At 75.3% G+C, this 20,275-nt stretch carries 18 protein-coding genes and 1 tRNA gene; 11 read left to right on the top strand and 8 right to left on the bottom strand.

Features of this window, described 5'->3' with window-relative positions; translation table 11 throughout:
• Positions 1-54: 54 nt before the first annotated feature.
• Entirely contained in the window at positions 55-669 is a 615-nt protein-coding gene (locus D5H78_RS16145) for a TetR/AcrR family transcriptional regulator (RefSeq protein WP_177891267.1), read from the top strand.
• Here the strand turns inward: D5H78_RS16145 and D5H78_RS16150 are convergent, their stop codons facing one another.
• Entirely contained in the window at positions 670-1,638 is a 969-nt protein-coding gene (locus D5H78_RS16150; protein ID WP_484444088.1) for a formylglycine-generating enzyme family protein, read from the bottom strand.
• Positions 1,628-3,508 carry a sulfatase-like hydrolase/transferase gene (locus D5H78_RS16155; protein WP_119951515.1) on the bottom strand — a complete coding sequence of 627 codons (1,881 nt, stop codon included), beginning with the start codon at positions 3,506-3,508 and terminating at the stop codon, positions 1,628-1,630. Before D5H78_RS16155 ends, D5H78_RS16150 begins: the two co-directional genes overlap by 11 nt.
• 110 nt (positions 3,509-3,618) lie before the next feature.
• Here D5H78_RS16155 and D5H78_RS16160 point away from each other — a divergent pair, with 110 nt between their 5' ends.
• Positions 3,619-4,191 (top strand): TetR/AcrR family transcriptional regulator, encoded by a 573-nt coding sequence (locus D5H78_RS16160; RefSeq protein WP_119951516.1) that lies wholly within the window; start codon positions 3,619-3,621, stop codon positions 4,189-4,191.
• A gap of 130 nt (positions 4,192-4,321) precedes the next feature.
• Here the strand turns inward: D5H78_RS16160 and D5H78_RS16165 are convergent.
• A tRNA-Leu gene (locus D5H78_RS16165) sits at positions 4,322-4,406 on the bottom strand.
• A gap of 97 nt (positions 4,407-4,503) precedes the next feature.
• Here D5H78_RS16165 and D5H78_RS16170 point away from each other — a divergent pair.
• Positions 4,504-5,844: a M20/M25/M40 family metallo-hydrolase gene (locus D5H78_RS16170; RefSeq protein WP_119951517.1), complete on the top strand. Its 1,341-nt coding sequence runs from the start codon at positions 4,504-4,506 to the stop codon at positions 5,842-5,844.
• Positions 5,845-5,902: 58 nt separating this feature from the next.
• Here D5H78_RS16170 and D5H78_RS16175 read toward each other — a convergent pair whose 3' ends face one another.
• Both D5H78_RS16175 and D5H78_RS16180 read right to left on the bottom strand, forming a co-directional pair.
• On the bottom strand, positions 5,903-7,465 hold the full coding sequence (locus D5H78_RS16175; protein WP_119951518.1) for an amino acid permease: 1,563 nt from the start codon (positions 7,463-7,465) through the stop codon (positions 5,903-5,905).
• 71 nt (positions 7,466-7,536) lie between these two features.
• The gene (locus D5H78_RS16180) at positions 7,537-7,722 is read right to left on the bottom strand and encodes a DUF5703 family protein (protein ID WP_119951519.1); all 186 of its coding nucleotides are present in this window, start codon (positions 7,720-7,722) and stop codon (positions 7,537-7,539) included.
• 61 nt (positions 7,723-7,783) lie between these two features.
• On the opposite strand from D5H78_RS16180, the gene D5H78_RS20335 reads away from it, so the two are divergent.
• On the top strand, positions 7,784-8,410 hold the full coding sequence (locus tag D5H78_RS20335; RefSeq protein ID WP_119951520.1) for a hypothetical protein: 627 nt from the start codon (positions 7,784-7,786) through the stop codon (positions 8,408-8,410).
• Between the two features lie 40 nt (positions 8,411-8,450).
• Here D5H78_RS20335 and D5H78_RS16190 read toward each other — a convergent pair whose 3' ends face one another.
• Entirely contained in the window at positions 8,451-9,404 is a 954-nt protein-coding gene (locus tag D5H78_RS16190) for an aldo/keto reductase (RefSeq protein ID WP_119951521.1), read from the bottom strand.
• Positions 9,405-9,519: 115 nt separating this feature from the next.
• Between D5H78_RS16190 and D5H78_RS16195 the strand changes: the two genes are divergently transcribed.
• Positions 9,520-10,353: an undecaprenyl-diphosphate phosphatase gene (locus tag D5H78_RS16195; RefSeq protein ID WP_342782488.1), complete on the top strand. Its 834-nt coding sequence runs from the start codon at positions 9,520-9,522 to the stop codon at positions 10,351-10,353.
• A 16-nt stretch (positions 10,354-10,369) separates the two neighbouring features.
• On the opposite strand, the gene corA is transcribed toward D5H78_RS16195, so the two are convergent.
• The gene (gene corA, locus D5H78_RS16200; RefSeq protein WP_119951523.1) at positions 10,370-11,356 is read right to left on the bottom strand and encodes a magnesium/cobalt transporter CorA; all 987 of its coding nucleotides are present in this window, start codon (positions 11,354-11,356) and stop codon (positions 10,370-10,372) included.
• A gap of 44 nt (positions 11,357-11,400) precedes the next feature.
• Between corA and D5H78_RS16205 the strand changes: the two genes are divergently transcribed.
• From D5H78_RS16205 to mshC, 4 genes are all read left to right on the top strand, one after another.
• Positions 11,401-12,108: a histidine phosphatase family protein gene (locus tag D5H78_RS16205; protein WP_119951524.1), complete on the top strand. Its 708-nt coding sequence runs from the start codon at positions 11,401-11,403 to the stop codon at positions 12,106-12,108.
• Between the two features lie 20 nt (positions 12,109-12,128).
• A complete protein-coding gene (locus D5H78_RS16210) occupies positions 12,129-12,692 on the top strand; it encodes a DUF3090 domain-containing protein (protein WP_119951525.1) in 564 nt (187 codons plus the stop codon).
• A gap of 117 nt (positions 12,693-12,809) precedes the next feature.
• Complete coding sequence (locus D5H78_RS16215) at positions 12,810-13,544, top strand: SCO1664 family protein (protein ID WP_119951564.1); 735 nt, start codon at positions 12,810-12,812, stop codon at positions 13,542-13,544.
• A 25-nt stretch (positions 13,545-13,569) separates the two neighbouring features.
• Positions 13,570-14,808 (top strand): cysteine--1-D-myo-inosityl 2-amino-2-deoxy-alpha-D-glucopyranoside ligase, encoded by a 1,239-nt coding sequence (gene mshC, locus D5H78_RS16220; RefSeq protein ID WP_119951526.1) that lies wholly within the window; start codon positions 13,570-13,572, stop codon positions 14,806-14,808.
• Here the strand turns inward: mshC and D5H78_RS16225 are convergent.
• Positions 14,805-15,653 (bottom strand): PAC2 family protein, encoded by an 849-nt coding sequence (locus D5H78_RS16225; RefSeq protein WP_119951527.1) that lies wholly within the window; start codon positions 15,651-15,653, stop codon positions 14,805-14,807. The two genes, mshC and D5H78_RS16225, sit on opposite strands and share 4 nt — an antisense overlap.
• A gap of 191 nt (positions 15,654-15,844) precedes the next feature.
• Between D5H78_RS16225 and metH the strand changes: the two genes are divergently transcribed.
• Complete coding sequence (gene metH, locus D5H78_RS16230) at positions 15,845-19,324, top strand: methionine synthase (protein ID WP_177891269.1); 3,480 nt, start codon at positions 15,845-15,847, stop codon at positions 19,322-19,324.
• A gap of 11 nt (positions 19,325-19,335) precedes the next feature.
• Positions 19,336-20,010, top strand: a complete 675-nt coding sequence (locus tag D5H78_RS16235; protein ID WP_119951528.1) for an HAD family hydrolase — start codon at positions 19,336-19,338, stop codon at positions 20,008-20,010.
• Positions 20,011-20,275: the final 265 nt, after the last annotated feature.

The following is a 20,275-nucleotide window of genomic DNA, read 5'->3' on the forward strand; positions in this document are numbered from 1 at the left end:
GCCTCCTCGGGTTCGGGTGCACCATGCATAGCATCGTCATGCTATGGTCTGCAAGTGCCCAGGACCGCCGACCCCGCCGTCCGCCGCGCGCTCGTGGAGCGCGCCGCGCACCTGCTCGCCCGGCGCGAGCCGGTCACCCTGCGCGTGCTGGTGCAGGGCACCGGCGCGTCGACCATGGCGGTCTACACCCACTTCGGGGGGATGCCGGGGCTGTGGCGGGCGGTGCGCCAGGAGGGCCACACGCGCCTGGCGGCCGCGCTCGACGCGGTCCCGCGCACCGGCGACGCGGTCCGCGACCTGGCCGCGCTCGGCGCGGCCTACGTCGGCGCCGCGCTCGCCGCGCCCGACCTCTACGCCGCGATGTTCGACCCCCGCGCCGACCTCGAGGACCCTGCGGCGGCCGAGCGCGGCTACCGGCGGCTCGTGTCCGCGGTCGAGGCGGTACGGGCCACCGGCCGGCTGCCGGCCGCCGCCGCGCCGGAGGAGGTCGCCGCGCGCCTCTGGTCCTGCGGGCACGGGGTCGCCTCGCTGGGCGCCGCAGGGCTGCTGCCCCGCGCCGCGGTCGCCGCGCAGGGACCCGACCTCGCGCTCGGCGTGCTGCTGGCCGCCGGCGCCGCCGCGGACGACGCGGGACCGTCCGTGCGCGCCGGCTGGGTGCTGCCCGGCTAGCTAGAGGTCGGCCGCGCAGCGGAAGCCGGTGTGCCCGGTCGTGCTGTCTGGGGTGTTGCCGGTGCGCGCCGCGACGCGGTAGCGGTTGCAGTACGAGTCGTGGCACAGGTAGGAGCCGCCCCGCACCACCCGGGAGCTCCCGGTCGGCGGGCCCTGCGGGTCGACCCGCGTCTCGGGCCGGTCCGCGGCGTGCCAGTCCGTGCTCCAGCGGTCGGAGCACCACTCCCACACGTTGCCGGCCACGCACCACAGGCCGAGCCCGTTGGGGCGGTACGAGCGGACCGGGGCCGTCCCGACGTACCCGTCCTCGGCGGTGTTGCGCGTGGGGAACGTCCCCTGCCAGGTGTTGCAGCGGTGCCGGCCGCGCGGGGCGAGCTCGTCGCCCCACGGGTACCGGGCCCGCTCGAGGCCGCCGCGGGCGGCGCGCTCCCACTCCGCCTCCGTGGGCAACCGCTTGCCCGCCCAGGCGGCGTAGGCGCTCGCGTCGTGCCACGAGACGTGGACCACGGGGTGGTCCTTGCGCCCGGCCACGTCGGACCCCGGCCCCTCGGGCGCGCGCCACCAGGCGCCGCGTACCGCACGCCACCAGGGCGCCCCCGGGACCGCGCCCGGCATGACGTGCCCCGCCGCGGTCGGCGGGACGAGCGCGTGGAAGACGAACGACCAGCCGTACCGCTCGGCGTCGGTGACCCAGCCGGTGTCGCGCACGAAGGCGCCGAACTGCGCCGTGGTCACGGCCGTCTCGTCGACGAGGAAGGGCCGCAGCGCCACCTCGCGCACCGGGCCCTCGCCGTCGGCCGTGAAGGCGTCGGGGTCCTCGCCGCCCATGAGGAACGGGCCGCCCGGGACCCGCACCATGCGCCGCGCCACCTCACGCGGGTCGCGCTCGCGCACGGGCAGCGGCGGGCGCTCCCCCTCCGCCGGGGCGGCGGGCGGGGGAGCGCCGGGGCCGCAGCAGCTAGAAGCCACCGAAGACCGGGCTCGTGGGGGTGTACGTCCCGTCGAGCACGAAGCCGAGGTACCGGCCCGCGTTGCGCAGGTACTCGTCGGGGTGCTCGGCCGCTCGCGCCACGACGTCACGGTACGGCAGCGCCGCCGTGCCCACCCAGGTGAGCGCGTTGAGCGCCTGCAGGCGCACCCGCGGGTCCTCGTGCCCGTCCAGGGTCTCCGCGAGGAAGCGCACGGCGTGGAACGGGTGCCCCAGCCGGGCCAGGGCCTCGGCCACGGGGATCCGGACGGCAACCGACTCCTCCTCGGCCAGCACCCGGGCCATCTCCTGCACGGCCGGCGCGGCGTCCCCGCCGAGCACGAGCAGCCCGGTGGCCGCCCAGTAGCGGACCACCTCGTGGTCGTCGCCCAGCTCGTCGAGCAGGTGCGGCAGGTTCGCCGGGTCCCGCTCGGCGGCCATCGCCGCCACCCGCATCACGTGCCCCAGCGGGTAGGCGCCCGGGACGCGGCTGTCGTCGTACCCCTCGAGCGGGTGCCCCTCCGGGATGAAGCCGTTGTCGTTGGTGGCGAGCAGGTGCTCGTCGAGGGCCCGGCGCATGCGCCGCAGCCGCGGCCGGTGCCGCTCGGAACCGGCCAGGTTGCGGACGCAGTCGGGGTCGCGCAGGACGTCGTACAGCTCCTCGGGCTCCTTGGGGTCCCAGAAGCGCTCCTGCACCTCGTCGAGGCGGCCCTCGAGGTGCAGCTGCTCCCACACCTGGTACGAGCGCTGCTGCCACATGTAGCCCATGCTCTGCCCGTACGGGCGGTGCGGCATGTAGTTGCGGACGTAGACGTAGCGCTCGTCGCGGGCCGTGCGCTGCAGGTCGTACCGCTCGTCCATCCTGCTGCGCTGGCCGAACGCGAACTCGCGCCGGTCCGGACGGCGGCCCAGGAACGAGCGGCCGTGGAAGTTGTCGGGCACCCGCACCCCGCACACCGCGAGGATCGTCGCCGGGATGTCCACGCCGTCCACCGGGGCGTCCTCGCGCGAGCCCGGGGGGCGCGGAGCGAGGTGCCGCCACTTCTCGGGCACGCGCACGACCAGCGGCACGTGCAGGCCGTCCTCGGTCGCGAAGCGCTTGCTGAGCGGGAGGACGCCGCCGTTGTCGGCGGAGTAGACGACGATCGTGTCCTCGGCGAGCCCGTCGGCCTCGAGCTCGGCGAGGCGCTTGCCGACGTTGGCGTCCATGACGGCCATGCGGTCGTAGTAGTGCGCGATGTCGGCCCGCACCTCGGGGGTGTCGGGCAGGTACGCCGGCACGCTCACGTCCCGCGGGTCGGTCGCCCCGTCCGCCGCACCGAACTGGCTCGACTCGTGGGTCGTCATGTCGGTGAAGACGGCGAAGAAGGGCGCGCCCTCGGGACGGCCGCGCCAGTGGGCGGTCGCGCTGGACTCGTCCCACAGCGTCGCGGGGTCCACGGCGGTGTTGTAGTCGGTCTTGACGTTGTTCGTCGCGTAGTACCCGGCGGCGCGCAGGTGCTCCGGCACGCTCGCGAACCGCTCCGGCCACTCGCCGAGGGCCCGCATGTGGTGCGCCGGGCCGCAGCTCTCGGCGTACATGCCCGTGAGGTACGAGAACCGCGAGGGGGCGCAGACCGGCGCGGGGGAGTAGGCCGTCTCGAAGACGATGCCCTCCTCGGCGAGCGCGTCGAGCACCGGCGTGCGGGCGACCGGGTCGCCGTACGCGCCGAGGTAGGGGTTGTTGTCCTCGCTCAGCAGCCACAGCACGTTCGGGCGGCCGCGCGGCGGGGCGGCGGCGGCCGCCCCGGCGGTGGCGGTGGTCGCGGCGGCCAGCAGGCCGGCGCCGCCGGCGGCGAGCAGGCTGCGGCGCGAGACGTCGGTGTCGGTCACGGGGGGGGGGCTCCTCGTCGAGTCCGGGGCGTGGTCGGGACCGTAACTTGACGACCGTTCAGCAGGGAAGACCCGTCCCGGTCCGTGGGACGGCCGCCTACCCTGCCCCGGTGGCGGGCGGGCGGCGGCTGAGCGCCGAGCAGCGGCGGGCCGAGCTCGTGCGGGCGGCGACGGCGGTCTTCGCCGAGCGCGGCTACCGCGGCACCTCGCTGGCCGCCGTGGCCGAGCGGGTCGGCATCACCGCCCAGGGGGTGCTGCACCACTTCCGCACCAAGGACGCCCTGCTGCTCGCCGTCCTCGAGGAGCGCGAGCGCGACCTGGGCGGTGCCGCGGCCGCCGCCGGCGGGACCGCCGACCGCCTGCGCTACGTCGTGACCCGCATGCTGGCCGAGCCCGGCATCCCGCAGAGCCTGTGCGTGCTCTCCGCCGACAGCGTCACCGAGGGGCACCCGGCGCAGGGCTTCTTCCGGGCGCGGTACGAGCGCCTGCGCACGCGCCTCGCCGACGGGCTGCGGGCCGAGTTCGGCGACACCGTGCCAGGCGGGCTCGGCCCGGAGGCCGCCGCCGTGCTGCTCGTCGCGGTGCTGGACGGCGTGCGCCTGCAGTGGCTGCTGGACCCCACCGCCGTCGACCTCGCCGCGGCGGTCGACGACGCCGTGCGGCTGCTGCTCGAGCGCGGGTAGGCGCGAGAAAGGCGCGATACCCGCCCGCGGCCCGTGGAGCCGGAGCCCGCGAGCCACGCCCGCCGTCGGCCTCCGGGGTGGACGACGAAGGCCCCCGACCGCGACGCGGTGCAGGGGCCTCCAGAGGGAGTGTCCGAGGGGGGACTTGAACCCCCATGCCCTTTTGGGGCACTAGCACCTCAAGCTAGCGCGTCTGCCAATTCCGCCACCCGGACAGGGTCGCCGCACCGCCGGGGGCGGTGACGACGGGGAACACCATAGCAAAGGACCGGGGGCCGCCCAGCCACCCCCGGGGCCGGGCTGAGGTGGAGGATGGGCGGGCCAGGACCGCCGTACGAGGGGAGCCCCGTGAGCCACCCGACCGCCGAGGACGAGGTCGTCGACCTCTGCCGCGAGCTCATCCGGTTCGACACGAGCAACTACGGCGACGGCAGCGGGCCGGGGGAGCGGGGCGCGGCCGAGTGGACCGCGGAGAAGCTCGCCGAGGTCGGGCTCGAGGTCACGGTGGTGGAGCCGCAACCCGGCCGCACCAGCGTCGTGGCGCGCATCGCGGGGGAGGACCCCGCGCGCGACGCGCTCCTCGTGCACGGCCACCTCGACGTGGTGCCGGCCGACGCCGACGACTGGTCCGTCGACCCGTTCGCCGGTGAGGTCCGCGACGGCTGCGTGTGGGGCCGCGGCGCGGTCGACATGAAGGACATGGACGCGATGGTCCTGGCCGTCGTGCGGCAGCGCCTGCGCGAGGGGCGGCGCCCGCCGCGCGACGTCGTGCTCGCGTTCCTCGCCGACGAGGAGGCCGGCGGCGTGCACGGCGCGCACTGGCTCGTCGACCACCGCCCGGACCTGTTCGAGGGGTGCACCGAGTCGATCTCCGAGGTCGGCGGCTTCTCCGAGACCATCGGGGGGCGGCGGACGTACCTCGTGCAGACCGCGCAGAAGGGCATCGCGTGGCTGCGCCTCGTCGCCGAGGGCACCGCGGGGCACGGGTCGATGGTCCAGCGGGACAACGCGGTCACCGAGCTCGCGGCGGCGGTCGCGCGGATCGGGGCGTACGAGTGGCCGGTGCGGATGACGCCCACCGTGCAGCGCTTCCTCGAGGAGATGAGCGACCTGCTCGGGGTGCCGCTCGACCTGGAGGCGCCCGACGCGCTCGTCGCGCGGCTGGGCGCCATCGGGCGCATCACCGGCGCGACGGTGCGCAACACCGCCAACCCGTCGGTGCTGCAGGCCGGCTACAAGACCAACGTCGTGCCGCAGGTCGCCACCGCGCAGGTCGACGGGCGCTTCCTGCCCGGCTACGAGGAGGAGTTCCTCGCCACGATCGACGAGCTCCTCGGCCCGCGGGTGCGCCGCGAGTTCGTGCACCGCGACGACGCCGTGGAGACGACGTTCGACGGCGACCTCGTCGACCGCATGGTCGCCGCGCTCGGGGCGGAGGACCCGGAGGCGCTCGTCGTGCCGTACTGCCTGTCCGGCGGCACCGACGACAAGTCGTTCGCGCAGCTGGGCGTCCGCGGCTTCGGCTTCGCTCCGCTGCGCCTGCCCGCCGACCTCGACTTCACCGCGATGTTCCACGGGGTCGACGAGCGGGTCCCCGTCGACGCCCTGCGCTTCGGCGTGCGGGTGCTCGACCGCTTCCTCGGCACCTGCTGAGCCGGCGGGTCCACGGGGGTCCGCCGGCCGCAGCCGCGCGGACCCCCGTCGAGCGCCGTCAGGGGCGCTCGTCGCGCCGGGTGCCCGACGTCCCCGTCGGGTCGGCGCCGCCCTCGTCGAGCCACGCCCGCCCCTGGCCCTCGCGCAGGTCGATCGTGCGGTCCTGTGCCGCCCCGGCCACCCGGGAGTGCCGCGAGCCGTAGAACGCGTACACCACGACGCCCAGCAGCATCCAGGCCAGGAACCGCAGCCAGGTGTCGACCGGCAGGTTCAGCATGAGCCACAGGCACGCGACCACCGAGAGCGCCGGCAGCACCGGCACCCACGGCGCGCGGAAGGCGCGCGGCAGGTCCGGGCGCGTGCGGCGCAGCACGATGACGCCGATCGACACGAGCACGAAGGCGAACAGCGTGCCGATGTTCACCAGCTCCGCCAGGGCGCTCAGCGGGATGAAGCCGGCCATGAGCGTCACGACCGCGCCCACCGCGATGGTGATGCGGTACGGCGTGCCGAAGCGCGGGTGCACCGCCGCCAGCCCGCGGGGGAGGAGGTTGTCGCGCGACATCGCGAAGATGACCCGGCTCTGGCCGAGCATGAGGATCATGACGACGGTCGTGAGGCCCGCCAGCGCGCCGACCGTGATGAGCGTGGCGATGACGTCCTGGTCGACGGCGCGGAACGCCTCGGCGAGCGGCGCCGCGGTGTTGAGCTCGGCGTAGCTCTGCATGCCCACGACGACGAGCGAGACCGCGACGTAGAGGGTGGTGCAGACGGCGAGCGAGCCGATGATGCCGCGCGGCATGTCGCGCTGCGGGTCGCGCGTCTCCTCCGCCGCCGTGGCGACCACGTCGAAGCCGATGAAGGCGAAGAAGACGATGGACGCCGCGGTGAAGATGCCGAGCACGCCGAAGTCGGTCGGCGTGTAGCCGAGGACCTCCTGCACGAGCGGGGCGCGCAGGCCCGACTCCTCGCCGCGCGGCTGCGCCTCCGGCACGAAGGGCGTGTAGTTCGCCGCCCGGACGAAGAACAGCCCGGCGACGATGACGAGGCCGACGACGGCGAGCTTCACCGCGACCATCACCGCGTTGAGCCGGCTGGAGATCTTGATGCCGGCGACGAGCACCGCCGTCAGGAGGGCCACGAGGAGCATGGCCGGCACGTTGACCGTCGCGGTCTCGCCGGCGATCGAGGTCGGCAGCGCGAGCCCGACGGTGTCGAGCAGCGTGTTGAGGTACTGCGACCAGCCGACCGACACCACCGCCGCGCCGAGCGCCAGCTCGAGCACGAGGTCCCAGCCGATGATCCAGGCGACGACCTCGCCGAGCGTCGCGTACGAGTAGGTGTAGGCGCTGCCGGCGACCGGCACCGTCGAGGCGAACTCCGCGTAGCAGAGCGCGGCGAGCGCGCACACCACGCCGGCCACCACGAACGACAGGGCCACCGCGGGCCCGGCGTTCTCGCGCGCCGCGACCCCGGTCAGCACGAAGATGCCGGTGCCGATGATGACGCCGATGCCGAAGACCGTCAGGTCCGTCGCGCTGAGGTCCCGCTTGAGCCGGTGCTCGGGCTCGTCGGCGTCCGCGATCGACTGCTCGACGGGCTTGGTGCGGAAGATGCCCACGCTGCCACCCCCTCCTGCCTCGCCACGGGCCGGCGGTCGGCCCGGCGGCGGACAGTCTCCACCCGGGGTGCTCAGGCGGTGCGGACGGCCCGGATGACGCGCCGCCGGAGCCACACCCGGCGGCTGCCGTCGGGGTAGAGGCGCAGGCGGGCCAGCTCCCAGTGCCCGTACTCGGCGCGGTCCGTGAGGACCCGGCGCGCGTCGCCGCGGGTCGTGCCGCGCGGCATCCAGAGCTGCTCGTACTCGTACTCGGCCATCGCGCACCACTATGCCAAGCCGAGGGGCCACGGGCGGGCCTCCTGCCGGTAGGTTGCCGCCATGGCCCCCTCCGGTCCCACCGACCGACCCGCCGACCCCCGCCCCGACCACCGGCCCGACCCCCGCGCCGCGCTCGCCGCCCTCACCGGGGCGCTCGAGCGCCACCTCGAGGCCTGCCTCGCCCGCCGCGGCGAGACCGACCCGCGGGTGCAGGAGGCGTACGACGACCTGCGCGAGGCCGCGGACGCGTACGACGACGCGCTCTTCGACGCCACGGGCGAGGTCACCCCGCTCGAGACGCCGACGCCCGCGGTCGAGCCCGGGGACTCCGGCGACGACGAGGTGCCGGCCCGGATCGGGCTGCTGCTGCGCCGCGACTACGTCGTGCGCGACGTCGACGAGCTGCTCGCGGCCGCGGAGGCCGCGCGCACGCAGACCTGGCCCGAGGAGGCCGGGCCCGAGCTCGACACCGACGTGACGCCGGGGCGCGCGGTCTACCAGCTCCTCGACGCGCACGGCGTGGACGGCCTCGACGACCTCGCCGAGGACGCGGGCCTCGACCCCGTCGGCGGCACCCTGTGGGTGGTCGGGCAGGACGAGGACGACGACAGCCTCTTCGACGAGCCGTTCGAGGACGTCGACCCGGAGCGGGTGCTCTACCGCCTCGACGAGGTCTTCGAGGGCTGACGTCCGGCGGCCCCGCCCGGCGGCCCCGCCCGGCGGCCCTTCAGCGGGCCGGGGCCGACACCTCGTCGAGCGCGGCGCGGATCTGCGGGGGCAGCACGAGGTCCTCGGCCCCCAGCGAGCCGCGCAGCTGCGCGGCGGTGCGAGCGCCCACGACCGGCGCCACCACGCCGGGGCGGTCGCGCACCCAGGCCAGCGCTATCTCGACCGGGGACGCGCCGAGGCCCTCGGCGGCGGTGACGACGGCGTCGACCACGCGCCGCGAGCGCTCGTCGAGGTAGCGCTCGACGAAGCCGGCGAAGTGCGGCGAGGCGGCGCGCGAGTCGGCCGGCGTCCCGGTGCGGTACTTGCCGCTGAGCACGCCCCGCCCCAGCGGCGACCACGGGAGCACCCCGAGCCCGAGCGCGCCGGCCGCGGGCACCACCTCGCGCTCGGCGCCGCGCGCGAGCAGGCTGTACTCCACCTGGGTGCTCACGAGCCGGGCGCCGACGGGGGACCCCTCGAGCAGCGTGGCGGCCCTGGCGGTCTGCCAGCCGGAGTAGTTCGACACCCCGACGTAGCGGGCCCTGCCGCTGCGCACCGCGTCCTCCAGCGCCGACAGCGTCTCCTTCAGCGGCGCCCCGTCGCTCCACGTGTGGACCTGCCACAGGTCGACGTGGTCCGTGCCGAGGCGGTCCAGCGAGGCGTCGAGCGCGGCCAGCAGCGCGCGGCGCGAGGTGTCGACCACGCGCTGCCCCGAGCGCCGGTCGATGCCGGCCTTGGTCGCCAGGACGACGTCGTCGCGGTCCACCAGGCCGTCCAGCAGCGAGCCCAGGACGCGCTCGCTGTCGCCGTCGCCGTAGCCCGCCGCCGTGTCGACGAGGGTGCCGCCGGCGTCGAGGAACGCGCGGAGCTGGTCGGCCGACTCGTGCTCGTCGGTGTCCCGCCCCCACGTCATGGTCCCGAGCCCGAGCCGGGAGACCCGCAGCCCGCTGCTCCCGACGCGTCGCTCCTCCACGCGCCGCAGGCTATCCGTAGGCTGTGCCGGCGCCGACGACGACGCCCACCCGCACCCCGACCGCGAGGAGACGCATGCCCCCGGCCCCCGAGAGCACGCCCGGGAGCGCGTCGTGATCGGCACGGGCCAGGCCGTCGTCCTGGGCGCCCTGCAGGGCCTCACCGAGTTCCTGCCGATCTCGTCCAGCGCCCACCTGCGGGTGGCCGGCGAGCTCACCGGCTGGGGCGACCCCGGCGCCGCGTTCACCGCGGTGACGCAGCTCGGCACGGAGACCGCGGTCCTGCTCTACTTCCGCAAGGACATCTGGCGCATCGTCCGCACGTGGACGCTGTCGCTGTGGCGCCGCAAGGAGCTGCGACGCGACCCCGACGCCCGCCTCGGCTGGTGGATCATCGTGGGCACGCTGCCCATCGGAGTGCTCGGCTTCGCCTTCCGCGACGCGATCGAGGGGCCCGCGCGCAACCTCTGGCTCATCAGCGGCACGCTCATCGGCTTCGGGCTGCTGCTCGGCGTCGTCGACCGCCTCGCCACGGGCCGGCGGACCATCGACCAGCTCACGGGCCGGCACGCGGTCGGCTTCGGCTTCGCCCAGGCCCTCGCGCTCGTCCCGGGCGTGTCGCGCTCCGGCGGCACCATCACCGGCGGCCTGCTCCTCGGCTACTCCCGGGCCGCGGCCGCGCGCTACTCCTTCCTCCTCGCGATCCCCGCGGTGCTCGCCTCGGGCGTGTTCGAGCTGCGCAAGATCGTCGACGGCACCGACCCGGTCGAGTGGCAGCCCACCCTCGTCGCGACCCTCGTCGCCTTCGGCGTCGGGTACGCGGTCATCGCCTGGTTCCTGCGCTACATCTCCAGCGAGAAGCACTCGTTCATGCCGTTCGTGGTCTACCGGGTCGTGCTCGGCCTCGCGCTCATCGCCCTGCTCGCCACCGGCACGATCAGCGCGACCTGACGGGCGGCGCGGCGGGTCAGAGCCAGCCGCTGCGCTTGAACAGGCGGTACATCACGACGCTGACGCCGCCCATGAGCAGCAGGGCGAACGGGTAGCCGTACCGCCAGCGCAGCTCCGGCATGTGCTCGAAGTTCATGCCGTAGATGCCGGCGACGAGCGTCAGGACACCGAAGATCGCGACGTACGCCGAGATCCGGCGCATGTCCTCGTTCTGGCGCACCGAGACCTGGGCGAGGTACGCCTGCACGATGTCGCCGAGCTGGCGCTCGTACGTCTCGACGAGCTCGCGGGCGCGCAGCAGGTGGTCGCGCACGTCGGAGAAGAACGGGCGGAGCCCGGCGTCCACGAGGGGCACCGACGGGTCGTCGGCCAGGCGCGTGACGGGGTCCACGAGCGGCGCGACGGCCCGGTAGAACTCGTGCACCTCGCGCTTGAGCCGGTACATGCGCGGCGAGTCGTCGTAGCGCTCGGGCCCGAACACGCGGGCCTCGACGTCGTCGACCGCGTCCTCGACGTCGTCGACGATGTCGAGGTAGCCGTCGACGACCGCGTCGACGACCGCGTGCAGCACGGCGGCCGGGCCCTGCTGGCCCAGGCGGTGGGACTCCTCCAGGCGCCGCCGCACGCCCTCCAGGCCCGAGCCGGTGCCGTGCCGCACGGTCACGACGTAGTCGGGCCCGGCGATGACGCGGATCTCCCCGGTCTCGATCGACTCGGTGGCGGCCTCCCACCAGACGGTGCGCAGCGAGAGGAAGAGCGTGCCCTCGTAGCAGTCGAGCTTCGGGCGCTGGCTCGTGCTCTGCGCGTCCTCGACCGCCAGCGGGTGCAGGCCGAACAGGCGCGCCACGCCGACGAGGTCGGACGGGGACGGCTCGTGCAGCCCCATCCAGACGAAGGCGTCGGGGTCCTCGCGCGCCGCGGCGGCGATGCGGGGGAGGCTGTGCGACTCCAGCACGCGGTCGCCGTTGCGGTAGAGCGCGCAGTCCACGATCACGGCGCACATCCTGCCCCGCGCGCGGGCGGGGCCACGGACCTAGGGTGGCGCGGGTGAGCACCGTCGTCCTGCTGCGCCACGGGCGCACGGCCGCCAACTCCGGCGGCGTCCTGGCCGGCTGGACCCCCGGCGTCGGCCTGGACGACACCGGGCGGGAGCAGGCCGCCGCCGCCGGGCGGCGCCTGGCCGGCGTGCCGCTGGCCGCGGTCGTCGCGAGCCCGCTGCAGCGGTGCCAGGAGACCGCGCGCGCCGTCCTCGATGCCGACCCGGGCCGCGGGCTCGGCCTCGAGACCGACGAGCGCCTCGGCGAGGTCCGGTACGGCGACTGGACCGGCGCCGAGCTCAAGCGCCTGGCCAAGGACCCGCTGTGGAAGGTCGTGCAGGCCCACCCGAGCGCGGTGACGTTCCCCGGCCCCGAGGGGGAGTCGCTGCGCGCGATGCAGGCCCGCGCCGTCGACGCGGTCCGCGCGTGGGACGCGCGGCTGGGCCCGGACGCGACCTGGGTGGCGGTGTCGCACGGCGACGTCATCAAGGCGCTCGTCGCCGACGCGCTGGGGCTGCACCTCGACGGCTTCCAGCGGATCGTCGCCGACCCCTGCTCCGTGACGGTGGTCCGCTACACGGAGACGCGCCCCTTCCTCGTACGGCTCAACGACACCGGCGGTGACCTCGCCGGCCTGCTCGCCCCGCCGAAGGGGGCGAAGCGGCGCCGGCGGCGCAGCAGCGACGCCGCGGTCGGGGGCGGCGCGGGTCCCGCCTGAGCGGCCATAGGCTGGTCCCCATGCCGCGTCAGGTCTTCGAGTACGACCAGCCCGAGCGCTTCGTCGCCGGCACCGTGGGCGAGCCGGGGGCGCGCACCTTCTTCCTGCAGGCCGTCGACGGCGCGCGCGTCACCAGCGTCGCCCTGGAGAAGCAGCAGGTGTCGGTGCTCGCCGAGCGGGTCGACGAGCTCCTAGACGAGGTGCTGCGCCGCAGCGGCGGCACCGCCGCGGTGCCCGCGGTGGCCCCGGCGGAGGTCGAGGACACCGCACCGCTGAGCGCGCCGATCCTCGAGGAGTTCCGGGTCGGGACGATGGCCCTGGAGTGGGACGAGGAGTCCGACCGGGTCGTCATCACCGCGCAGGCGCAGGCCACCGAGGAGTCCGACGAGGACGACCTCGTGCCCGCCGAGGAGGGCGAGGGCCCGGACCTGCTGCGCGTGCGGCTCACCGGCTCGGCGGCGCGCGCCTTCGTGCGCCGCGCCCTGTCGGTGGTGCAGGCCGGCCGCCCGCCCTGCCCCTTCTGCGCGCTGCCCCTGGACCCCGAGGGGCACGTCTGCCCGCGCGCCAACGGCTACCGTCGCTGAGACTGGGCCGGTGAGCACAGCGACCGCGAGGGTCCCGTGACCGTCCCCGGGCAGGCGCTCGACCCCGAGACCTCGCTGCACCTGCTGCGCGAGGGCGAGCTGCACGTCGAGGGGCGGATGGTCGACGCCTCCAACGCCACCCTCTTCGCGGTGCTGCGCCGCGACGGGCTCGAGGCGGCGTGCATCTACAAGCCCCGCTCCGGGGAGCGCCCCCTGTGGGACTTCCCGGACGGCACGCTCGCCGGCCGCGAGGTCGCCGCGCACGTGGTGTCCGAGGCGACCGGCTGGGCGGTCGTGCCGCCGACGGTGCTGCGCGAGGGGCCGTTCGGCCCGGGCTCGTGCCAGCTGTGGGTGGAGTCGACCGACGAGGACGGGCTCGTCGACGTCGTGCCGGCCGGCGCGGTGCCCGAGGGCTGGCTCGCCGTCCTCGACGCGACCGGCCCCGGGGGAGCGCCGGTGACGCTGGTGCACCGCGACGACCCGCGCCTGCGCCGCGTCGCGCTGCTCGACGCGGTCATCAACAACGCCGACCGCAAGGGCGGGCACCTGCTGCCGACCCCGGCCGGTGCCGTGCACGGCATCGACCACGGCGTCTGCTTCAACGAGGACGAGAAGCTGCGGACCGTCCTGTGGGGCTGGGCCGGGGAGCCGCTCGCGGAGGAGGAGGTCGAGGTGCTCGAGCGCCTCGACGCCGGCCTCGCCGAGGACGGGCCGCTGCGCGCCGGGCTCACCGGGCTGCTCGCCCGCCGCGAGGTCGAGACGACGCAGCGCCGCGTGCGCCGGCTGCTGCGCCGCGGCGGGCACCCGCGCCCGCCGCAGGGGTGGCCCGCCATCCCCTGGCCGCCGTTCTGACGGGCGCGGGCTAGTCTCGGGGACCATGCGCTCCTGGCCCGCCCCGCAGGTCCCACGACTCCCCGGGCGGGGCCCGGCGCTGCACCTGTTCGACACCGCCGCGGGCCTGGTCAGGGCCACCGCGCCCGGCCCGGTCGCCGGCCTCTACGTCTGCGGGATCACCCCCTACGACGCCACGCACCTGGGGCACGCGGCCACCTACGTCGCCTTCGACCTGGTGCACCGGGCCTGGCTCGACGCCGGGCACGAGGTGCACTACGTGCAGAACGTCACCGACGTGGACGACCCGCTGCTCGAGCGCGCCCAGCGCGACGGCGTCGACTGGGCCGAGCTCGCCGAGCAGGAGACGGCCCTGTTCCGCGAGGACATGGCGGCGCTCGGCGTCCTCCCCCCGCGCGACTACGTCGGCGCCGTCGAGGCGATCCCGCGCATCGCGCAGGCCGTGGCGCGGCTGCGCGAGGCCGGCGCGGCGTACGAGCTCGAGGGCGACACGTACTTCGCGGTGTCGGCGGACCCGGCCTTCGGCGCCGTCGGCGGGCTCGACGTGGCCACGATGGTGGCGCTGTCGGCCGAGCGCGGCGGCGACCCGGGCCGGCTCGGCAAGAAGGACCCCCTCGACGCGATGCTGTGGATGGCGGCGCGCCCGGGCGAGCCGTCCTGGGAGGCCCCGCAGGGGACCGGCCTGCCGCCGGGCCGTCCCGGCTGGCACATCGAGTGCTCGGTCATCGCGCTCGAGCACCTCGGGATGCCGCTGGACGTGCAGGGCGGCGGCAGCGACCTCGTCTTCCCGCACCACGAGCTGAGCGCCTCGCACGCGGTGGTGCTCGAGGGTCGCGCGCCGTTCGCGCAGCACTACGTGCACGCGGGGATGGTCGGCCTCGACGGCGAGAAGATGTCCAAGTCCCGCGGCAACCTCGTCTTCGTCTCCGCGCTGCGGCGCCAGGGCGTCCCGCCGGCCGCGATCCGGCTCGCGCTGCTCAGCCACCACTACCGCGGCGACTGGGAGTGGACCCGGGCCGACCTCGACCGCGCGCTCGAGCGCCTGGCGCTGTGGACCGACGCCGTCTCGCGCCCCGACGGCCCGCCGGCCGACGGCGTGCTCGCCGCGGTCCGCGAGCGCCTCGCCGACGACCTCGACGCGCCGCGCGCGCTCGAGGTGGTCGACGCCTGGGCTCGCGCGCAGCGCGAGACCGGCGGTGACGACACCGGCGCGCCCGGCGTGGTGTCCCGGCTCGTCGACGCGCTGCTGGGCGTGCGGCTCTAGCGGGGCTCGTCGCCGCGGCGGCGCAGGTAGCGCTCGAACTCGCGGGCGATCGCCTCGCCGCTGGCCTCGGGCAGCTCCGCGGTGTCCTTGGCCTGCTCCAGCGCCCGGACGTACTCCGCGACCTCGCTGTCCTCCGAGGCCAGCTCGTCGACCCCGTGCTGCCAGGCGCGGGCGTCCTCGGGCAGGTCGCCGAGCGGGATGCGCAGGTCGAGCAGGTCCTCCAGGCGCCGCAGCAGCGCCAGCGTCGCCTTCGGGCACGGCGGCTGGGCCACGTAGTGCGGCACCGCCGCCCACAGCGACACCCCGGGGATGCCGGCGCGCCCGCAGGCCTCCTGCAGCACCCCGGTGATGCCGGTGGGGCCCTCGTACCGGGACGTCTCCAGCGTCAGCTGGCGGGCCAGGCCCGGGTCCGACGCGGTCGCCGAGACCGGGATGGGCCGCGTGTGCGGGGAGTCGGCGAGCAGCGCGCCGAGGGTCACGACCATCTCGACGCCGAGGTCGTGCGCCACCCCGAGCAGCTCGGCGGTGAAGCCGCGCCAGCGCATGTTCGGCTCGATGCCCCGCACGACGACGAGGTCGCGCCCGCCGGTGCCGGTGGCCACCGAGACGCGGGTCGTCGGCCAGGTGATGGTGCGCCGGTCGTCGCCGTCGAGGGCGACGGTCGGGCGGGTCACCTGGAAGTCGTAGTAGTCGTCCGGGTCGAGCCCACCCAGCGTCGTCGCGCCGAAGACGGCCTCGAGGTGCTCGACGGCCCCGGTGGCGGCGTCGCCCGCGTCGTTCCAGCCCTCGAAGGCGGCGACCATCACGGGGTCGACGAGGTCGGGGTAGCCCTCGAGCTCCACCACAGGCCCACCTCCGCGTCGCTCGACCGCCCGGGCAGGACCGCCCCGGTCCCGGCGACGCTACCCCTCCTGACCCGGCCCAGCGTACGGCGCGCCCGCGCGCGCCCGGCCCGCAGCGCTCGGCGGGCCCCGTCGGGCGGGCTGGGTAGCCTTGCGGCGACCCGCACCACCCCTCGCCCAGCCAGGGAGCCGCTGTGAGCCCTTCGTCGGACAGCCTGCGCCGAGCGCTCGCGGAGCGCGTCGTCGTGGCGGACGGCGCGATGGGCACGATGCTCCAGGCGCAGGAGCCCTCCCTCGACGACTTCGAGGGGCACGAGGGGTGCAACGAGGTCCTCAACACCACCCGGCCCGACATCGTGCGCTCGGTCCACGAGGCGTACTTCCGGGTCGGCGTCGACGCGGTCGAGACGAACACCTTCGGGGCCAACCTCGCCAACCTCGCCGAGTACGGCATCGAGCACCGCATCCACGAGCTCGCCGAGGCCGGGGCGCGGGTGGCCCGCGAGGTCGCCGACGGGTTCTCCACGCCCGACCGCCCGCGCTGGGTGATCGGGTCGGTCGGCCCGGGCACCAAGCTCCCGACGCTGGGGCACGTGGCCTACGCGACCCTGCGCGACGCGTACGAGGCCCAGGTCGCGGGGCTGCTCGCCGGCGGCGCCGACGCGGTGCTCATCGAGACCGCGCAGGACCTGCTGCAGGCCAAGGCCGCGCTCGTCGGGGCGCGGCGCGCGATGCGCACGGCCGGGCAGGACGTGCCGCTCATCGCCCAGGTGACCGTCGAGACGACCGGGACGATGCTCCTCGGCTCGGAGATCGGCGCCGCGCTCACCGCGCTCGAGCCGCTCGGCATCGACATGATCGGGCTCAACTGCGCCACGGGGCCGGCGGAGATGAGCGAGCACCTGCGCCACCTGAGCCGGCACGCGCGGGTCGCGGTCTCCTGCATGCCCAACGCGGGCCTGCCGGTCCTGGGGCGCGACGGGGCGACGTACCCGTTGACCCCGCAGGAGCTCGCCGACGCGCACGACACGTTCACCCGCGAGTTCGGCCTGGCGCTCGTCGGCGGCTGCTGCGGCACCACGCCCGAGCACCTGCGCCAGGTCGTGGAGCGGGTGCACGGGCGCGAGCTCGCGCCGCGCCGGCCGCGCCCGGACCGCGGCGTGGCCTCGCTCTACCAGCACGTGCCGTTCCGCCAGGACACCTCGTACCTGTCGATCGGCGAGCGCACCAACGCCAACGGGTCCAAGGCCTTCCGCGAGGCGATGCTCGCCGGGCGCTGGGACGACTGCGTGGAGATCGCGCGCGACCAGACCCGCGACGGCGCGCACCTGCTCGACGTGTGCATCGACTACGTGGGGCGCGACGGCGTCGAGGACGTCAAGCAGGTCGTGGGGCGCTTCGCCACGGCCTCGACGCTGCCGCTCGTCATCGACTCCACCGAGCCCGCGGTCATCGAGGCCGGCCTCGAGCTGCTCGGCGGGCGCTCGGTCGTCAACTCGGTGAACTACGAGGACGGCGACGGCCCCGGCTCCCGCTTCCGGCGGATCATGCCGCTGGTGCGCGAGCACGGCGCTGCGGTCGTCGCGCTCACCATCGACGAGGAGGGACAGGCGCGCACCGCGGAGCACAAGGTGCGCGTGGCCAGCCGCCTCGTCGACGAGCTCACCGGTCCCGAGTGGGGGATGGACGTCGGCGACATCGTCCTGGACTGCCTCACCTTCCCCATCGCCACCGGGCAGGAGGAGACGCGGCGTGACGCGCTGGAGACCATCGAGGCGATCCGCGAGGTCAAGCGCCGCTACCCGGGCGTGCAGACCACGCTGGGGCTGTCCAACGTCTCCTTCGGCCTCAACCCGGCCGCGCGCATCGTCCTGAACTCGGTCTTCCTGCACGAGTGCACCAAGGCCGGGCTGGACTCGGCGATCGTGCACGCGGCGAAGATCGTGCCGATGTCGCGCATCCCCGAGGAGCAGCGCGAGGTCGCGCTGGACATGGTCTACGACCGCCGGCGCGAGGGCTACGACCCGCTGCAGCGCTTCCTCGAGCTGTTCGAGGGCGTCGACGCGGCGGCCGTGCGGGCCACGCGCGCGGAGGAGCTCGCGGCGCTGCCGCTGGGGGAGCGGCTGCAGCGGCGGATCGTCGACGGCGAGCGCAACGGGCTCGAGGCCGACCTCGACGAGGCGCTCGGGCGCGGGACCAGCGCCCTCGACATCATCAACGAGCACCTGCTCGAGGGCATGAAGGTCGTCGGCGAGCTCTTCGGCCGCGGCGAGATGCAGCTGCCGTTCGTGCTGCAGTCCGCCGAGGTCATGAAGACCGCGGTCGCCCACCTCGAGCCGCACATCGAGAAGACCGACGAGGAGGGCAAGGGCACCATCGTCCTCGCCACGGTCAAGGGCGACGTGCACGACATCGGCAAGAACCTCGTCGACATCATCCTCAGCAACAACGGCTACAACGTCGTCAACATCGGCATCAAGCAGCCGGTGTCGGCGATCGTGGAGGCCGCGCAGGAGCACCGGGCCGACGTCATCGGCATGTCCGGGCTGCTCGTCAAGTCGACGGTGATCATGAAGGAGAACCTCGAGGAGCTGAACTCCCGGGGGATGGCGACGTCGTTCCCGGTGATCCTCGGCGGTGCCGCGCTCACCCGCGCCTACGTCGAGAACGACCTCGCCGAGGTGTACGAGGGCGAGGTCCGCTACGCCCGCGACGCGTTCGAGGGCCTGCGGCTCATGGACGCCATCATCGGCGTCAAGCGCGGGGTGCCGGGCGCGGAGCTGCCGGCGCTGCGCAAGCGCCGCGTCCGCCAGGTCGCCGCGCCCCTGCCGGAGGACGGCGAGCCGGTGCGCCGCTCCGACGTCGCCACCGACAACCCCGTACCGACCCCGCCGTTCTGGGGGACGCGCGTGGTGAAGGGCATCGCCCTCGCCGACTACGCGAAGTGGCTCGACGAGCGGGCGACGTTCATGGGCCAGTGGGGCCTGAAGGGGTCGCGGGGCGGCTCCGGGCCGACGTACGAGGAGCTCGTCGAGACCGAGGGGCGCCCGCGGCTGCGCGCGTGGCTCGAGCGGATCCAGACCGAGGGGCTGCTCGAGGCCGCGGTCGTGTACGGCTACTTCCCTGCGGTCAGCGAGGGCGACGACCTCGTCGTGCTGCACGAGGACGGCTCCGAGCGCTGCCGGTTCACCTTCCCGCGCCAGCGCCGCGACCGGCGGCTGTGCCTCGCGGACTTCTTCCGCCCGCGCGGGTCGGGGGAGACGGACGTCCTCGCCCTGCAGGTCGTGACCATGGGGAACCGGGTCAGCGAGGCCGCGGCGGAGCTGTTCGCGAAGAACGCGTACCGCGACTACCTCGAGCTGCACGGCCTCTCGGTGCAGCTCACCGAGGCGCTCGCCGAGATGTGGCACGCGCGGGTGCGCGACGAGCTCGCGTTCGGCGGCGAGGACAGCGACGAGCTCGACGAGATCTTCCGCCAGGGGTACCGCGGCTCGCGCTACTCGATCGGCTACCCGGCCTGCCCCGACCTCGAGGACCGCGCCAAGCTCGTGGACCTCCTGCAGCCGGGCCGGATCGGCGTGGAGCTCAGCGAGGAGCTGCAGCTGCACCCGGAGCAGTCCACCGACGCCATCGTGGTGCACCACCCCGAGGCCAAGTACTTCAACGCCACGTGAGGGATCCCCGCATGCAGCTGCCGAGCGCCGTCCTCTTCGACATGGACGGCCTGCTCGTCGACACCGAGGTCCTGTGGTTCGACGTGCAGGACGCGGTGATGCGCGGCTTCGGCCTGCGCTGGACCGCCGACGACCAGCACGCCACCCTCGGCACCCCGCTCGAAGGCTCCGCCCGCTACATCCTGGGGCGTGCCGGCGTGACCGGCGCCGAGGCCGACGCGCGCTGGCGGGCCCTCGCCGACGAGCTCATCGAGCGCATGGTCGTCGCCGAGCGCGGGGGCGTCGAGGTCATGCCCGGCGCGTACGACCTCCTCGACGCCCTCGGCGACGCCGGCGTGCCGCTCGCCGTGGTGTCGAACTCCCAGCGGGTGCTCGTCGACGGCGTGCTCGAGACCCTCGGCGCGCACCGCTTCGCCACCACCGTGTCCGCCACCGAGGTGCGCCGCGGCAAGCCCGACCCCGAGCCGTACCTCACCGCGGCGCAGCGCCTCGGCGCGCGGCCGGGGGACTGCGTCGTCGTCGAGGACTCCCTCACCGGCGCCACCGCCGGCGTCGCGGCGGGGTGCCAGGTGCTCGCCGTGCCCAGCCTGCCCGGCGTCGCCTTCGACCCCCGGGTGCGCGTGGTCCCCTCGCTCCGCGACGTCGACCTCGCGCTGCTCGCCGAACTCGTCGCCCGCGCGGCCTGAGCGCGCTCGGGCGGAGGTCCTGCGCTCCGGCGCGGTCCCGGCGCGGTCCCGGGGCGCACTCGGCGGGTCCGGGGGCGGTCCGGGGGCGGTCCCGGGGCGCACCCCCTGTCCGGTTTGCACACACGACCGGTTCGCCGGGGCGGCGTGTCGCGCCAGGAACGGGGGGACACGCCGCCGCTGGGACGACGTCGTGTGCGCAATACGGACAGCCCCGGGCCCCGGCGACGCGCACGACCGCTGACCGGAACGCCCCGCAGGCTCACCC

Source organism: Vallicoccus soli (assembly GCF_003594885.1).
Taxonomy (GTDB): Bacteria; Actinomycetota; Actinomycetes; order Motilibacterales; family Motilibacteraceae; genus Vallicoccus; species Vallicoccus soli.

What these genes read in the sequence shown, in the direction of transcription:
- D5H78_RS16170 (WP_119951517.1), top strand. Translation starts at nt 4,504, where the DNA reads ATGGGCGGGCCAGGACCGCCGTACGAGGGGAGCCCCGTGAGCCACCCG.
- D5H78_RS16235 (WP_119951528.1), top strand. Translation starts at nt 19,336, where the DNA reads ATGCAGCTGCCGAGCGCCGTCCTCTTCGACATGGACGGCCTGCTCGTC.
- corA (WP_119951523.1), bottom strand. Translation starts at nt 11,356, where the DNA reads ATGTGCGCCGTGATCGTGGACTGCGCGCTCTACCGCAACGGCGACCGC.
- D5H78_RS16215 (WP_119951564.1), top strand. Translation starts at nt 12,810, where the DNA reads ATGGTCGACGCCTCCAACGCCACCCTCTTCGCGGTGCTGCGCCGCGAC.
- D5H78_RS16180 (WP_119951519.1), bottom strand. Translation starts at nt 7,722, where the DNA reads ATGGCCGAGTACGAGTACGAGCAGCTCTGGATGCCGCGCGGCACGACC.
- mshC (WP_119951526.1), top strand. Translation starts at nt 13,570, where the DNA reads ATGCGCTCCTGGCCCGCCCCGCAGGTCCCACGACTCCCCGGGCGGGGC.
- D5H78_RS16210 (WP_119951525.1), top strand. Translation starts at nt 12,129, where the DNA reads ATGCCGCGTCAGGTCTTCGAGTACGACCAGCCCGAGCGCTTCGTCGCC.
- D5H78_RS20335 (WP_119951520.1), top strand. Translation starts at nt 7,784, where the DNA reads ATGGCCCCCTCCGGTCCCACCGACCGACCCGCCGACCCCCGCCCCGAC.